The organism is Bacteroides mediterraneensis (genome assembly GCF_900128455.1).
Classification (GTDB): domain Bacteria; phylum Bacteroidota; class Bacteroidia; order Bacteroidales; family Bacteroidaceae; genus Phocaeicola; species Phocaeicola mediterraneensis.
The window spans coordinates 1,167,022-1,183,458 of record NZ_LT635783.1 but is presented as its reverse complement, the minus strand read 5'-3'; the positions used below and the strand labels follow the sequence as shown (position 1 = coordinate 1,183,458).

Here is a 16,437-nt window from a genome sequence, read left to right as displayed (position 1 = left end):
TCATTTCCAACCCACATTCTGCTCCAAAGCATCAAATTTTATCACCTCACTATAAGGTATCGGGCCGAACCGCATGAAATCATTATATGTACGACTTTCCACATCAAATACCTGATAAGTACCTCCGCTAATACGTACACCTTTTGCAGGTTCATTCAAACTCATATTCCAACGGCGCAAATCCCAGAAACGGAAACCTTCAAAACACAGCTCCAAACGGCGCTCATTCCGAATCAAATCACGCATCTTAGCCTGATTGTTCTTAATGCTTTCCAGATAAGGGTCATTTCCATTTTCATCTTTGATACCGGCACGCTGACGAATCGCCTTGATGACGTCATACGCAGAATATCCATGTTTTCCAGTTCCTGTAGGTCCCCAGGCCTCATTGGCAGCTTCTGCGTAATTCAGATAAATCTCCGTATAACGGATACGAGGACTATAATGCGGCTGGCCAGTGGTAGTAGTAGAACTCAAGTACACATCTTCACGCAAGTGTTTACGCATGTAATAACCAGTACGCGTTGAATAGCCATTCTCACGATTCAAGCCATCGTTGTTGTCGGTATTATCTGCACTTGTGTCAATCGTCTTACCATCAGTACCCATTGTCGTTCCATTCACCACAATATAAAGGTTCAAACGTGGATCACGGTTTGCATAAGGATTCTGCGCATCATATCCAGCTTCAGAACTACTGATAGGATAACCATTCGCCATCGGGAAAGCATCTACCAGATTCTGGGTTGGGTTAATCTGTCCGCTACCATAAAGGCTGGGCGGGAACTGTGCCTGTTCCAAAGAATAGGCTGTAGCATCCTTACCGTTTCGCCATAACATTTCCGGCGGATTGGAACCTCCGGTCAGGCTATTGATCTCATCAGCATTTTTATACCATGTATTGCCATTGGCAGCCAAACCTGATATGCCTCCTATCAAGTCCAAAATCTCACCGTTATAATCGGCAGCTTCTGCCCAAGTGACCTTGCTTCCATCGGCAAAAGCCGGACTCGCTGCCAGAAGTGCGGCCTTGGCACGGAATGCCAATGCAATACGTCCACTCATACGAGTACGGAAATTATTACCGAACACAATGTTATACTGACTGAAGTTGGCACCTTCTGAACGGTAAATTTCCGGAACCTGAGCATCAGAAGAGATATTCTCATAATCAAGCGGCAACAAATCCTCTGCTCTCTGCACATCATCATAAATTGCCTGAATACATTCATCAAATGTATTACGTGGATAGTTGAAATCAGAAGCTTCGTCTTCCACTTCTTCCACAATAGGAACGCCCATCAGACGACCATCAGCCGTATAACCGGCATGTGCTTGCAACATATAGAAATTAAACATCGCACGCAACCCGTATGCTTCTCCTTTCAGACGGTCACAGAACATCATGTTTACAACCGGATCATTTACCCATGAAACCTGATCAACCTGTGTCAGGAACAAATTGATATAATGAATAGCCGCTTTACACGACCCCCATTGATCCATGGGATTATTATTGGAAGTCCAGGAACCGGTAGCCATCTTCAGATAGGTGTTACTGGTCTGGTTAGTTACCGCATCATCGGTTGCCACATCATTAAATGACTGTGAGTTATATGGATTGCGGGTATAAGCATTGGCCAAGACTCCTTCTGCATACAAAGGATCATTAAGCCCATCCGAAAGCTGCTTATTATTCTCTATAGCCGGTGTAAACAAATCATCGCATCCCACCAGCAAAAGAGCCGCGACACAAACTGTCAATATTTTTTTCATAAGAATCTACTTTAATTATATCAATTTAGAAACCTATCTTGAAACCGATGTTGTAGAAACGGGTCTGAGGAGCCGCCCCTGTGTTCAGTTCCAACTTTTCACGCTCTTTTGAGATTGTCAACAAATTGCTCGCATACGCATAAACAGAAAAACTACGTACAAATGAATTGCCTAACCACTGCTGTGGCAAGTCGTAAGTCAACTGCAAACGAGACAAATTGAAACGATCGGTCTTATACATCCAGAAGTCTGAGTTACGATAATTATGGTTATCGGTCTGAGTAGTCAGACGCGGATAAGTAGCCGTTCCAGCCGTTTCAGGCGTCCAACGACCCCGAACAACTTCCGAATATTTTTTATCGCCAAATACCCAGTAATAGTCACTGCTCATGAAAGCCGATGCACCCCAGTAACCCGTACCTAATGCAAACAATGTAAAGTTCTTCCATTTTAATGTCAGATTCAATCCCACAGTTAACGGAGTTCCCTGCGAACCATAACGTTCTCCTAAGTAGACCTCATCCTTTTCATCGATAATCTTATCACCGTTCTGATCGACATACTTCAAATCGCCCGGTTTCAATTCACCGAAAGAAGAGGTAATTCCTGAATTCTGGATTTCTTCCTCACTATTATAGAAACCTTCGGCCTGCAATCCCCACATGCCATCCGTAGGTTTACCCTTACGGTAACGATATTGATCTTCATACAATTCTTCGTCTACCTTCGTATTCTCATTGGTATAATAAGTCGCATTTACACCCAGATTAAAATCAACCTCACCCATTTTCTTATTGAAGTTCAAGGCTACATCAAAGCCGGTACGAGTGCTGTTGTTGTAATTCAAATAAGGAAGCAATGAACTATCTTCAGGCCAATAATAGGATACGAAATAGTTCGGGAAACTATTGGAAGGCTGTACCAACATCCCTTCGAGGCTGTTCTTGAAGAAGGAAGCATCGAATGTCAGCAGCTTATTCCATAATGAGCCACGCAATCCCACGCTGATTTCTTTACGTTTGATAAAAGAAAGGTCCGGATTGTTACTACGTCTAGATTCAGTGGCATGACTTTGGTTACCATCGGCCCAACCCCACCAAGCACCATTAGCCTGGTCATAAGTACTCTCATACATATAATAATCGTCAATGCCTAAATCAGTGTTCAATACAGAACCTGACACACTCAGCATCAAATCATCCAATACGGAAGAATCCGCAAGGAAGTTTTCTTTACTCAAGCGCCAGCCCAAAGTGAGAGATGGTGAGAACGCGTTACGATTGTTTTCCGGAAGACGGGCTGAATGAATCAAAGCCCCTCCAAAACTCAGATAATATTTGCTCAGATAATCATAATCTACCTGCAAACCTAAGTTCACATTACTTGTTTTATGATAGACTGCGCTTTCACCCTGCTGATAACCCGCAGCAACCAACATGGCAGAAACTGTATGGTCATCTGCAAATTTGTTATTATAGTTCAACTGGGCAGAAAAAGCCATCGTCTGACGGTTCCAGCTATCGGCAACATGCTGGATTCCATCGTGTACATCGTCGCCATATTTCGTCAAGCCAACAATCAAATCCTCACCATTGACATTAGACCACTGAGGTTCGAAAGTGGCATAAGTATCACTGTAATAACGATTGTAAGTAGTAGAATAATCAATGGCAAAACGTGTCTGGAATGAAAGTCCTTTCAAAAGCATGGAAAGGTCTACATCCACTCCCATATCGAACTGATACTGACGGCTTGTATAAGTATTGACACCTGCCGCATAAAGGTTTGCAATTTCATTGGTCTGATCCACCTGCGTACCTCCCAGCAAATATTTTCCGTCAATCAGGTAACGGCTGTTATTCACCAGATTCCAAGCATCCGTATTATTCTGCATAATATAATCGACTGGAATCAGCGGAGAAATACGGTTCGGTCTCAACGAAGCAGCTGCTCCCCAGAAATCACCTCGTGCACTTCGTCCATCATAGAAAGTGGCATTGGCATTCACATAGGTTTTTACATACTGTCCTAAATTGACATCAATATTACCTCGTACGCTAAAGCGGGTAGTACGGTCATCTTTCGCATTGCCGACTTTCAACAGAGACCCTGTATTATACAAATTGATATTGGTATAAAAACGTGCTCTTTCGGAACCTCCTGAGATTTCAGCCGTCACATCCGACTGGTTGTAAGCTTTCTTCAGATAATCGTCTGAATAAAGATTCACATCCGGATAACGATAAGGATTGCTTCCAGAACCATAATTATAAATGTCCGCCTCACTGTACAATGGGTCCATACCATCATTCACACGAGCTTCATTATAAAGAGTCATGTATTCGGCCGATCCCAGGTACTTCGGATAGCTTTTCGGCACGAAGAAACCCGTATTACCGCGTACGTCAATGCGAGTATCACCAACTTGTCCACGTTTGGTCGTAATGTATATGACTCCCTTAGCCGCACGACTACCATAAAGAACAACAGCCGAAGCACCTTTCATGAAAGTGATATCCTTGATTTCGGAAGGCATCACGTTATTTGCATCGCGTGGCACTCCATCCACCAACACCAAATAGGAATCCATTCCCCATAAGCTACTTCCATTCCAGCCGCTGACCATGTTTTCCATGCCATCCAGACTGTAGGTAAAATAATCCTTCTTCATGAGTTCTTCTACGTTCACAGAAGAAACTCCTCCTAAAAGATCGTTCTTATTGACCTTTCTATATGCTACTTGTACTAACTCCTCTTCAGCAACCGACAGTGAATCAGAACCGGCACCCCGCAAATCTGACGGCAAATTCTGAGCACCGACATACAATGAAGGAGTTGCAAGTGCTATACATAAAACAGACTTTATTCGTATGTTTTTCATTTTAATTCCTTTTTAATTATAGCATTCAAAATTCTCAAGAACATTACCAACCGGGATTCTGAGTAAATTCCGGATAGATATTCACATCTGAAACCTTTAAGGGTAACCAGTAATGTTTCTCAGAGAAATTACGGGTTACAATAACTTCTTCTCTGAAATTGGCGACACGGCTCTGAGTAGGATCTTCCTTGTTCAATTCCACGCGGTCAAATTCCTGTGAAGTCTTGATAGTATAAGGATACTCTGTCAACAGCAACCAGCGGCGCAAGTCATTGAAACGATGTCCTTCGTATGCCAATTCTACGGCACGTTCACGTCGCAGCTCACTCATGAACCCACTTAAAGTGCCGGCATATTTACTTGCCATATCATCTACCCCTGCACGTTCGCGGATTTTATTCACTGCATCAAGTGCAGTCAACTGGCACTGTCCAGCCTTGGATGTCGGACTTCCATATCCATTCGCAACCGATTCGGCATACATCAGATATATATCGGACAAACGCATCCAACTTACCTGAATGGTCAAGGCATCACCGTAATCACGCAGACCTTCGTCAAAACCATTCACTACAAGCGGAGTAAACTTGTGCAATAAATATCCTGTACGACTTTCATTCTTGACGTCACGATAATTACCGCCTGTATAAAGATTGGCATACTGAATCTGCTTTTCACGCTGGTCTGCGCTGAATTTGGCCGTATTCTCAATGACCTGCAAGCCATCATAAGTAATGTCAGCATAGAAACGTGGGTCACGGTCCTTCCAAGGATGCTCTTTATCAAAACCAGAATCCGAGTCATTCAACGGAAGTCCATTGGCCATACCGTAATAGTTCACATAGTTGGCTGTGGGTGAAAATACGACCCCATTGGTTTCGTTGGCCAGAATAGAAGGAACATATTGTGGACCCAGACACCATCCGGAACCCATCCACCAGTCATACATGGGTGTCTGGAAAATAGCCTCAGTGGAACCCGGATTCTTGCTATTCTGTTTAAATGAATAGAAGATATCCGTATAATGTTCAAAATCAACCAAAGCATATTGAGTCTGACCACCTTCAACTAAAGTCAACAATTCAGCAAATGCATCTGCCGCTTTCTTGCAATAATCCGCATTATACGTTCTACTGCCCTGAGATTCATAATTCATCAGCGGACTGCCGGCCCACAAATAATTCTTACCCAAATAGCCCAAAGCCATAATCTTATTGATGCGCTGCTGGTTATTTCCGAACGTGGCCTTACCCGTAGTGGTATCATCCCAGTTTATAGGTAACAAGTCTGCCGCACGACGAAAATCTTCCGCAGCCCGATCAGCACATTCCTGATAACTCAAACGCGGATTACGCAGCGGTTCGGTAGAAGAAGGTACTGAATCAATATAAGGCAAACCGCCAAAATATTGCATCAGTTCAAAGTGGAACCATCCGCGGAAGAAATAAAGCTGTCCCAAAATCAGGTTACGCTGTTCCTCCGTACCTTCCACCATTTTATCTATATTTTCAATACCCAGATTGCATTTACGAATGCCATACCATGCCAAAGGCCACAAGGATTTCTGGAAACGGTCGGTAGAATTAGCTACCGTATTGCTGCGGTCCATCCAGCCACACTGCCAGCCATCATAACTTGACTGCCATCCCCAGAAGTCTCCCATGTCAATCTTATATCCCATGTGATAATCAATACTAAAGGAGATAAGTTCATCTTCTCCCCAGTTGAATGAGTTGTTCCAATAACCATGGGCAAAATCAGGAATACAATAATACAATTCCTCCGTGAATCCCTGGAAATTTCGGAAATTCTTGAATGCGTCCTCTGGATTCACACTACTTTCGGGGGCCTTGTCAAGATAATCCTCACAAGAGCTCATTCCTACGCAGCACAGTGAAAGAAGTCCGCCATAGAATAATGTACGTATATATTTTCTTTTCATTTGACTTATCATTTTATAATGTGAATTTTAAACCGAAGTTAATACGTTTCACCGTAGGATAAGCACCTTGTGAAGCCCAACCGGTACCTGCAAAGTTTGATTCACGGTCATCAGGCATACGAGTCCATACCCAAAGGTTATTACCATTAACATATAGTTTCAAATTAGAAAGTCCCAAACTCTTAATCCAGCCGCTAGTAAAGGTATAAGACAACTCAACATTCTTCAAACGAATATATGAACCGTCATAGAAGTAACGGGCTGCATCATAATAACTATTGGTGGTAGAGCCAAAACGAGGCATCGGCACATCCGGATTTGCGTTATACTTACTCCAGCGTGAACCTTCATCGTAGGCAATCAACTGTTTCTGACCGAATGTAGAGAACACCACCTGACGGGTTACATTATTAACTCCGTAGAACTGGATGAAGAAACTCCATCCTTTATAATCGAATCCGAGAGAAGCACTGTATGTGTTCTGAGGACTGCCTGAATATCCGTAAGGAATCTGGTCGTAAGAGTTAATCACACCATCACCGTTGTAATCGAGAATATAGTAAGTACCAGGCAGTTTCTGGTCATCGTTTGATTCAAAAGCCGTACTTCCGTATACGTCATCCATCGTTTGTGTGTAACCATGGTCTACATAAGTATGGGTCTGGCCGATGGCCTTTCCTGCATCTTTCTGATAATCAGGAAGCAATTCTGGATCGTCTGCTTCAATCACCTCATTGACCGCATGCGTCATGTTCATATTGGCCCACAAATGCAAGCTGTTTCTCAAAGTCTTGTTGAAACGAAGTTCCAGCTCATAACCGCGATTCTTAACCTTACCCATATTTACCCAAGGTGCACTGACAATACCGCCGAAGTAAGAAGGCATGGCACGATCGGAACCGCTGATAAGAATGTCGGAACGTCTGTCTCTAAAGATTTCCACATTACCGGCAAACAAACCTCCCAAGAATGAATAATCGATACCAAAATTGAACTTACGAACCACTTCCCAGTGAATGTCCGTATTACCTACCGTTTTCTGGCGATAGAAAGTGTAAGGGCTGGCCACATTATACAAACCGGTCGCAATATTGCCTCCAGTTTCCCACTGATCCATATACAACCAGCGGCGAGTAGTATCCCATTCGTCACCGATTACGTCATTACCGATTTCACCGTAAGAAGCTCTCAGCTTCAACATATCAAGGAACTTGATTTTCTTCATGAATTTTTCTTCACTAACCATCCAACCAAGAGCACCAGAGTTGAAGAATACGAAACGGTTATCAGCACTGAACTTATCAGAACCGTTATACGCACCATTATATTCCAAGAAGTACTTGTTGGCATAGTTATAAGTCACACGGAAAGCCCAGTCTTCGCGATAGTTCGGAACAATACTACCTTTCGCACGTTCCTGGCGGCTGAACAATCCCATGGCACCTACCGTATGTTTACCGAATGTATTGTTATAATCAATCTGAGCAGAATAATATAGATGACGTTCCGTAGCATTGTCATCGATGGCACCTCCTTCAGCCACCCAGTTGATTTGTTCATGGAAATCAAAATTATGACTACCCTGACTGGGGTTATAGCTGACAGCTCCTGTTTCCGGATTAATGTATTTATACAAAGCCTGGTCTGTTGAGCTTACACCACGGTTCTGTTCATAGAAAACGTTATCCCAGGAGATAGAAGCTTTGGCACTCAAACCCTTTACGATGAAATCCAGTTTCTGCTCCAATGTGAAGTCTGTGGTCAGACGGGTGGTAGTACGTGTATTCTGCCCAGCCAAAGCCAGTCCGGCTACCGAGTTATTGGCATTGTTAATCGGGTCATATCCCCAAGTTCCATCTTCATAACGGGGATAAAATACATTAGGAGGAGTTGTATAGGCACTTCCCCAGATGTTATATTCATAATCCGTACGAGGTCCTTGCTTCACGCCATGAGAACCGGAAAGATTGGTTTTCAATAAGGTAGTCTTAGTCAGCTGGAAGTCAAGGTTACTACGCATGTTCACACGGTTATATCCATACGCTGTCTGATAACCACGACCGTTATCATATTCCTTGAACAAGTCACCTTCATGCTGGTAGTCAATGGCAGCATAATACTTCACGAACTGTGTACCACCACTCACACTGACGTTTGCATTTTCAGAGAATGCATAATCCTTAAACATCCAGTCTGCCCAGTCAATATTAGGATAGCGTTCCGCTTCTGCCTGATTGGCCGGATTACGATACTTATTCATCTGTTCTTGCGACATCATGTACATCCATGAATCGGGTGTCAAACCCAATTCATATTCCACTGCATCATTACGCAATTGGAACGCATCGTATGAATCCAGTTTGTTAGGCAATTTGGAAGGCATCTTCAATGCCATACTACCACCCACATTAATGGTAGCCTTACCTTCTTTACCACGCTTTGTTGTAATCAAGATTACACCGTTTGCACCTTTTACACCATACACTGCTGTGGCTGACGCATCTTTCAATACGGAAATAGATTCCACTGAATTGACATCAATTCCCGACATCGGACGTTCAATACCATCCACCAGAATCAAAGGAGAGCTATTGTTCCATGAACTTGCTCCACGAATTACAATCTGCGGATCCTCTTCACCCGGCATACCGGTAGAAGCCGTAGTAATGACACCTGGCAAGTTACCTGTCAATGCAGAACCCAAATCGGAAACACCACCCGCGCGTTCCAACACTTTAGAAGATGTCTGTGTAATCGCTCCCACAACTGAGGCCTTTTTCTGTTGTCCATAACCGACAACCACCACTTCATCCAGCACTTCACTGTCCTCGCGCAATACAACCACAATCATTGTTTTTCCATTTACCTTCACATCTTGTGGAGTCATTCCCAGATAAGAAACCGTCAGCACAGAATTCTGACTGGGGACTTGAAGTGAAAAATTACCGTCCAAGTCGGCGACCGTTCCCACATTTGTATTACCTTTTAATACAATAGCCGCACCAATCAAGGGCTCATCGTTTGCGTCAAGCACCTTTCCTTTCACCAGAATACCATTCTGCGCCATCAACGAAACGCTACAGAATAGAAATAACAAAAAGAAAATGTGGCTTCGCATGAGAAATATCTTCTGCCTGGAAGAATTATTCTCGAGAAACTTTTGTCTTATGTTTTTCATTATACCAATAATTAAAAATAAAAAATTACAAAGAGTTACCTAATAACATTACTTTCGTTATCCTCCGTCTTTTCCCTTAGTATCCATTACGCATTTCATTTAAGATTACACAATTATAGTTCATTTAACACATCACAAATATATTTTTTATTTGACTCATGCAAGTTATTTAGCATTACCAACAACTGCATGCCGTGTTACATAACCACTGAAAATGTTACATTTTTATTATCTCAGGATACATTTAGGTTGTACAACATAAAAAAGAGGGATTTCAAACCCCTCTCCACTAAAAAGTCTTGTCAAATCAGTTATTGTATGAAAGGATTAGTTCAAAAGCGTCTAGTTTCATCTTATATTTTTTTAAAACAATAATACTTTACAAAAGTAAAACATCGAGAAAAAACAGAGCCATAGAAACAAGAAAAAATTGACCTAAATTCAAAAAAAGACTCATCAAAAAAACGCAAGTACGTTTTACTTAAAACGCAAGTGCATTTAAAACAAAACGCAAGTGCGTTTTCGAGCAAACGTACTTGCGTTTTTCACGAGGACTCATATCTCCTCCAATGTATTCAAAAATCCTCAAAATCCAGGGAAATATTCTCTCAGTGCTTCCACATATTCTGCCATGGCCTCCCTGCCTTTTGCAGTCATCCGGCAAACGGTACGAGGTTTCTTGCCCGCAAAACTCTTCTCAATCTCGATGTAGCCGGCCTCATTCAGTTTGTCGAGCTGAACACTGAGATTACCCGCCGTTGCCTGGGTCTGCTCTTTCAGGTATACGAACTCGGCTTCCTCCACCGACAAAAGAATGGACATCACCGCCAGCCGCAACTGGGAATGGAGCAACGGATTTAATTCCTTCAACATACCTGACGGGCTTTACGGTTCAAATAATGGCCGGGCAAAACCATCATCACCAGAAACGACAATCCGAAATACAGATTCCAGTCGACCGTGGAAGACTGGTGGATGGTGTAGGCCATCAGCATATAGATGGCAAAGCAGAAAGCCACCAGCGGACACCACGTCACCAGACGGCTGCGGATAACCACACCGGTAATGGAAACACCGATGCCGCAATAAAGCAAGGAAAGAGGAAGCATCAGTGAAAAATCCACTCTTCCATAATAAAAGGTCAGCAAGCACATGATAAGCACCGTCAGCACAAACAGACTTCCTATCACTTTCCAGACCTGCGTAATGGCACGGTCTGTATAAGTAATCACCTCCGCGACCTGCCGACGCTGTTCCCAAAGCATGAAGCCCCAGAACAAAAACATAGTGAACCAACCAAAATTCCAGCGGGAATCACCCGTGTAGTACACCAACAAAAACAACAATACTGAAAGGGCGGTAGTAAAATAGCCCCAGTAAAGAAACTGGTTGCCACTGCCCACTTCCAGATTTTTCCGTGTGGAATGAATCATCTGTGAAATCAGTTCCAGACTTTCCCGTTCTGATAATCTCTTTTCTTCCATAAGGCACTCATTTGTTTTTAGTTTTTCAAAAATAATGTAGTTTATCAAATAAACCAAATTTTCACTTAAATTCTCGGGCCACCATACCAGTGACAAAACTTCTCAATAACAAGCATAAACTCCACAAACGTTTCATTATTTTTCCTCCTTATCCGTGTAATACCATGAAATGATTTCCATGGAAAGACTCAGGCCCCAGCCCAAGGCCACCCATCCTACCCACCAGCAGTGCGGGGAGGTTGCATAATTCAACATTGCCAGGAAAAGATTCATCACCACATATCGCATAATTTTTAGCTTTAAATGTGCAGGCCACCGGCGACAACACCGCCCCCAATTTTTAATCGTTTCCATCATTCCTCCTTTTGATTAAACAAAATAGTTTATATTATAAACCATAAACTGATAAATAAAAGCAAGGAGGCGCGCTTCTCTCTTGCTTTCACTGCAAATATAAATAAGTTTATTTTATAAACCAAACAAAAGCGGAAAAAATAAATAAAAAAACCGTTCCAGCTTGAATGACTGAAACGGTTCTTATTATATAATAGGTATACTCTTATTTCTGCAAATTCACATTCGTCAACAATTTACCTTGATACTCACCCGTCAGCGTCTGCAAGAAAGCAACAATCTGCTTCACTTCCTGCTGCGACAAATCTACACCGACTTCATATTTTCCCATGGCTCTGACAGCATCTTCCAGTGTAGCCTGAGTGGCGTCATGGAAATAAGGCGCAGTCAGTGCCACATTGCGTAAGCCGGGCACTTTGAAGCGGTGACGGTCTCTTTCGTTCTTTGTTTCCTTGAAACGACCGTTGTCTTCCACGGTCAGTTCCGTACCACGGTCGGCAAAATAGTCCTGCTTGATACCCATCAGTTCGTACGACTGTCCGCCCATGTTCTCGCCTACATGGCAAGTGGCGCAATTGTATTTCTTGAACAAATCATATCCGGCCAGTTCTTCGGTTGTCAACGCTGCCATATCCCCTTTCAGGTATTTGTCGAAACGCGAATTCGGCGTGAGCAGAGTTTTTTCAAACTCCTGAATGGCATTCGTGATGTTGGCTTCGTTAATGCCGTCGGGATATACTTCCGTAAATGCCTTGCTGAATGCCGCATCTGCTTTAAGCTTATCACAGATTTCATCGAACGACTTGCAAGCCATTTCTACCGGGTTCAAAGGAGGTCCGGCTGCCTGGTCGGCCAATGTAGCGGCACGTCCGTCCCAGAACTGCACAAAATTATACAACGCATTGAAGACCGTCGGTGCGTTCACACCTCCATGCTGTCCGCCTACACCTTCCGAAAACGGCTTGTTGTCTACTCCACCCGTATTCAATCCGTGACAAGAGGAGCATGACACGGTATTGTCGGCCGACAAACGTACGTCGTGGAACAGCAGGTTACCCAATATCACCTTACGCATATCCACCGGCACGGAATCCTGCACCGGACGGATGGTTTCATTGCTCCACTGGGCATCTGCCAACTGATTGGGATAGAACGCGGCCCGCTGCGACTTCACCCAAGAAAGCGCCATCTGCTTTTCGGTGTCATTTAAAGAAGCCCCCCAATGCACCAGATAATATTTAGCCATCGGCATGGTACCGTCCAGAATCACCTTTTCCACTTTAGCCAAATCAACTTCGCTGATTTTCTCCCCTTTCTTCAAAGCTTCCAGCATCGGAGACATGTCGAATGAACGATAAGCCAGACGGACATCTTCTTTCACCAACTTGCCAGCCACCGGAAGTCCGGCGTAGAAAGGCAGTTCCGGATTGGCTGTATGACAGGCCATACAACCACTGCTCGCAATGATTTCCTCCATTTGAGCACTACTTTCCAGACTGGCTGAAGGCGGACGGTTTACCACCCGATAGGTTCCGGCAAGCACCGCAGCCACAACCAGCACAGAAAACACAATCTTTGTTCTTTTTTTCATAAGAATACGATTAAAATTAATAACTTGATAAATATCTCACACAATGAAAATGCTAAGAACGGTTATACAAATGCACACTCTGCCGAGCCGCTGGAAGGTAGTTTACTCCATACCAGCACATCTGAAGCGACAGAAAAGAAACAATTAATATCCAGTACAGCATGCGGGAAGCATTCCTACGGAACAGTCGGAGGTGTACATACAACAAATAGCCCGTCCACGTCACTGCGGCCCAGGTCTCTTTCGGATCCCAGCTCCAATAATGTCCCCAGGCTGCCTTGGCCCAGATAGCCCCTGTAAGCATACCGACGGTAAGAAAAGCCAACCCTGCATAAACCAGTTTGTCGGCTGCTTCAAGATAGTTCGCACGATGCTTAAAGAGTCCCATGCACGACAAGATAAAGGCGCATCCCAGCACAGAGTAAGAAAACATGTAAATTGTGACATGGGGAATGAACCACGGACTCTGCAAGGCAGGCATGAGAGACTGGTCATGAATTTCGGGTTTCAGGATATTGATAAGAGCAAATACCGCACCTACCACCGTAGAAAAGGACAATATCCAAGGATATTTCCAGCGGATATAGGTCAGCAGTCCGGAAACTCCCATAAAAAAGGAATACCACAACCGGGTCTCACCCATGGTGCGCAAAGGAGGACGCTGCAAGTATATCCAGAAACCGGCAATAAACACCCCAAAGACCAGGATGCCCGACAATGTCAGCAGGATGGCCCACCGGTTACGCTCTCTGGAAAACAACGCAACACCTGCCCCACTGCCCCACAAGGCTATGGCCGAAAGGGCAAACCAATGAAAATTATTCCACGTAATCATGTATGCAAAGTATTCGTTTTAATAAAGTCTAGTCATCAATATTTCTTAATATGAAGTCATTCTCCGCCTGTCAGGGCCAGCCAAAAACAGCAGGCCACTTCCACACAACATCATCACGATGCCCAGCCACATGAGGTGTTTCAAGGGTTCACGCACAATCTGGACCACGCAATACCGAGGCTGCGGCGACTGCACATCATAAGATGTCAGATAATAATCTTCGGCCCAGTTTGCCGCATAAGGATGATTTACCTCCAGATGAACCGGCTGTCCGTCTACCGAAACTTCCGCAGAAAAATGACGCGGGTTTCCATTGGGATAATAGTCCACGGCAAAATCAGTAAGCTGTAATGCTTTTGGCAGATAAACCTTGGTTCCTTGTTCCGAATAAGCCTCATTGCTAGGGGAATCCCGAAACACCGGGATACGCAGCGTCTGTTCTTCGGCGCTTCCTATCACTCCGGCAAAAAGGGCCAGCCACAATCCGGCATGGTTGAGTACAAAACGCCACCGGTTACGCCCCGGAAGAAATCCTCTCTTCAAGGTAATCATCCCCAAATGGGTGAGCAAAGCGAACAGACCTGTCACAAAAATCCAGGAAGACATGAAATTGTAGCATCCCAAGCGGGAAAAGATACCCGATTTCTCCGCAGTTTCCTGTACAGAAAGTTGAGGAAACAAACCGATAACCAGACAACCGGCCAGGAACCAGCCTAATGTCCAGTAAGTACATTGAGAAGAAAACCATAGCCTGACGGCTTGGGAAGAACGCTTCTCCTTATACATATATACCATTCCTCCTATCCAAAGCAAGGCTAGGAGAACATCCAACGGAAAAGCGAAAAAGGCAAACGGAAAATTGCCAAAAACACATTGCACTACTATGGAAAGCAGCAACAATGCAATGAATAGTAAGTTAGTCTTTAAGTTCATTCATCATAAGTTGGTGAAATATCTGCAAAGATAAGAACTTAATTGAATATTACAACAAACTTGTAAATATAACAAACCCATTTTCCTTTAAAAACTGGAAAAATGGGTTTGTTGGCTCTTATTTTTCCCGGCGCATCCGGTGGCCATAGACTATAATGACCAGAAAACAAATTAGCGGAAGTACGAACGACACATTTACAGCCGGCATACCCAACAGGGTCTTGCAATCTATCAGAGAAGCCTGCAAGGGAGGGAGTACCGAACCTCCAAGAATGGCCATAATCAATCCGGCGGCACCAAACTTCGCATCGTCGCCCATTCCTTTTAACGCAATACCATAGATGGTGGGAAACATCAGTGACATACAGGCGGAAACTCCCACCAGACAATATATGCCATAGATATTCTGCAAGAATATCACACCGAGCACACACAGGGAAGCTGCAATGGCAAGCACTTTCAACAATTGGCCCGGATTGACATATTTCAACATCAGGGTACAAACAAAACGGCTGATACAGAAAATGACCATGGCGATAATGTTGTATTTCTGTGACAAAACTTCAGCCGCCTGCTCTTCCATGCCTTGTGACATAAATAAACGGGTGCCATACTGAATGATGAAAGTCCAGCACATGATCTGCGCTCCGACATAAAAGAACTGCGCCACTACCCCATAACGATACCGCTTCACGGCATACAAGCGTTTCAAAGTAGGAATAAAGTTGATGGCATGAGACTGGTCAGCATTTTTAGGCATCTTTGTCAGACGAATGACCAGCAGCATAATCAAAATCAACACACCAATGGCCAGATAAGGAGTGATGAGGATACTCAAGTCCGAATCACGGATAGCCTCAAATTCGGTCTGGCTGAGCTGGGCACGCTCGGCGGTATCCAGCGGATGGAGCTGATTCTGGATGAAATTCATGGCGACAAACATTCCCATCAAGGAACCTATGGGATTGAATGCCTGTGCCAGATTCAGGCGGCGGGTAGCGGTTTCTTCTGTTCCCATCGACAGAATATAAGGATTACAACTGGTTTCCAGAAAAGACAATCCGCACGTCATAATGAAATAGGCCAGCAAAAAGGGATAATAGTTTCCGGTTAACTTGGCTGGGAAAAAAGACAGGGCTCCCAAGGCATACAGTCCCAGGCCCAACATAACGCCTGCCTTGTAGGAATACTTGCGGATAAACATCGCAGCCGGAAAAGCCATGGCAAAGTATCCGCCGTAAAATGCGACTTGCACCAAGGTTCCGTCGGTCACGCTCATCCTGAATATTTTGGAGAAAGCCTTGACCATGGGATTGGTAATGTCATTGGCAAATCCCCACAAGGCAAAACAAAAAGTAATCAGAATAAAGGGAATCAGAAAATTCACCCCATCCTTTTTCAATATGGATTGGTTATTTGACGTTTTATTCATGGTATCAGATTTTTAATAAGGACAGTAGATT

At 43.9% G+C, this 16,437-nt stretch carries 11 protein-coding genes; all 11 read right to left on the bottom strand.

Annotated elements, in window-relative coordinates; translation table 11 throughout:
• The 11 genes from BQ7480_RS04770 to fucP all read right to left on the bottom strand — a co-directional run bounded on the left by BQ7480_RS04770 (position 1) and on the right by fucP (position 16,406).
• Complete coding sequence (locus BQ7480_RS04770) at positions 1–1,776, bottom strand: RagB/SusD family nutrient uptake outer membrane protein (RefSeq protein WP_072541926.1); 1,776 nt, start codon at positions 1,774–1,776, stop codon at positions 1–3.
• Between the two features lie 25 nt (positions 1,777–1,801).
• Positions 1,802–4,657 carry a SusC/RagA family TonB-linked outer membrane protein gene (locus tag BQ7480_RS04765; protein WP_072541925.1) on the bottom strand — a complete coding sequence of 952 codons (2,856 nt, stop codon included), beginning with the start codon at positions 4,655–4,657 and terminating at the stop codon, positions 1,802–1,804.
• A 43-nt stretch (positions 4,658–4,700) separates the two neighbouring features.
• Positions 4,701–6,599, bottom strand: a complete 1,899-nt coding sequence (locus BQ7480_RS04760) for a RagB/SusD family nutrient uptake outer membrane protein (protein WP_072541924.1) — start codon at positions 6,597–6,599, stop codon at positions 4,701–4,703.
• A 13-nt stretch (positions 6,600–6,612) separates the two neighbouring features.
• The gene (locus BQ7480_RS04755; RefSeq protein ID WP_394332617.1) at positions 6,613–9,777 is read right to left on the bottom strand and encodes a SusC/RagA family TonB-linked outer membrane protein; all 3,165 of its coding nucleotides are present in this window, start codon (positions 9,775–9,777) and stop codon (positions 6,613–6,615) included.
• 585 nt (positions 9,778–10,362) lie between these two features.
• Positions 10,363–10,650 carry a winged helix-turn-helix domain-containing protein gene (locus BQ7480_RS04750; RefSeq protein ID WP_022352920.1) on the bottom strand — a complete coding sequence of 96 codons (288 nt, stop codon included), beginning with the start codon at positions 10,648–10,650 and terminating at the stop codon, positions 10,363–10,365.
• Positions 10,644–11,261, bottom strand: a complete 618-nt coding sequence (locus BQ7480_RS04745) for a hypothetical protein (RefSeq protein ID WP_022352921.1) — start codon at positions 11,259–11,261, stop codon at positions 10,644–10,646. Before BQ7480_RS04745 ends, BQ7480_RS04750 begins: the two co-directional genes overlap by 7 nt.
• A 135-nt stretch (positions 11,262–11,396) precedes the next feature.
• Entirely contained in the window at positions 11,397–11,615 is a 219-nt protein-coding gene (locus tag BQ7480_RS18295; protein ID WP_072543902.1) for a 2TM domain-containing protein, read from the bottom strand.
• Between the two features lie 205 nt (positions 11,616–11,820).
• Positions 11,821–13,206, bottom strand: a complete 1,386-nt coding sequence (locus BQ7480_RS04735; RefSeq protein ID WP_072541923.1) for a cytochrome-c peroxidase — start codon at positions 13,204–13,206, stop codon at positions 11,821–11,823.
• 52 nt (positions 13,207–13,258) lie between these two features.
• Positions 13,259–14,041 carry a cytochrome c biogenesis protein gene (locus tag BQ7480_RS04730; RefSeq protein WP_072541922.1) on the bottom strand — a complete coding sequence of 261 codons (783 nt, stop codon included), beginning with the start codon at positions 14,039–14,041 and terminating at the stop codon, positions 13,259–13,261.
• Between the two features lie 45 nt (positions 14,042–14,086).
• Positions 14,087–14,827, bottom strand: coding sequence for a cytochrome c biogenesis ResB family protein (locus BQ7480_RS04725; protein WP_235816636.1), 741 nt, complete (start codon positions 14,825–14,827; stop codon positions 14,087–14,089).
• Between the two features lie 265 nt (positions 14,828–15,092).
• Entirely contained in the window at positions 15,093–16,406 is a 1,314-nt protein-coding gene (gene fucP / locus BQ7480_RS04720; RefSeq protein ID WP_072541920.1) for an L-fucose:H+ symporter permease, read from the bottom strand.
• Between the last annotated feature and the right edge of the window lie 31 nt (positions 16,407–16,437).

Excerpts from the sequence above, each read along its gene's own strand:
- BQ7480_RS04725 (WP_235816636.1), bottom strand. The coding sequence starts at position 14,827 with ATGTATAAGGAGAAGCGTTCTTCCCAAGCCGTCAGGCTATGGTTTTCT.
- BQ7480_RS04730 (WP_072541922.1), bottom strand. The coding sequence starts at position 14,041 with ATGATTACGTGGAATAATTTTCATTGGTTTGCCCTTTCGGCCATAGCC.
- BQ7480_RS18295 (WP_072543902.1), bottom strand. The coding sequence starts at position 11,615 with ATGGAAACGATTAAAAATTGGGGGCGGTGTTGTCGCCGGTGGCCTGCA.
- BQ7480_RS04765 (WP_072541925.1), bottom strand. The coding sequence starts at position 4,657 with ATGAAAAACATACGAATAAAGTCTGTTTTATGTATAGCACTTGCAACT.
- BQ7480_RS04735 (WP_072541923.1), bottom strand. The coding sequence starts at position 13,206 with ATGAAAAAAAGAACAAAGATTGTGTTTTCTGTGCTGGTTGTGGCTGCG.
- BQ7480_RS04770 (WP_072541926.1), bottom strand. The coding sequence starts at position 1,776 with ATGAAAAAAATATTGACAGTTTGTGTCGCGGCTCTTTTGCTGGTGGGA.
- BQ7480_RS04745 (WP_022352921.1), bottom strand. The coding sequence starts at position 11,261 with ATGGAAGAAAAGAGATTATCAGAACGGGAAAGTCTGGAACTGATTTCA.
- BQ7480_RS04750 (WP_022352920.1), bottom strand. The coding sequence starts at position 10,650 with ATGTTGAAGGAATTAAATCCGTTGCTCCATTCCCAGTTGCGGCTGGCG.
- BQ7480_RS04755 (WP_394332617.1), bottom strand. The coding sequence starts at position 9,777 with ATGAAAAACATAAGACAAAAGTTTCTCGAGAATAATTCTTCCAGGCAG.
- fucP (WP_072541920.1), bottom strand. The coding sequence starts at position 16,406 with ATGAATAAAACGTCAAATAACCAATCCATATTGAAAAAGGATGGGGTG.
- BQ7480_RS04760 (WP_072541924.1), bottom strand. The coding sequence starts at position 6,599 with ATGAAAAGAAAATATATACGTACATTATTCTATGGCGGACTTCTTTCA.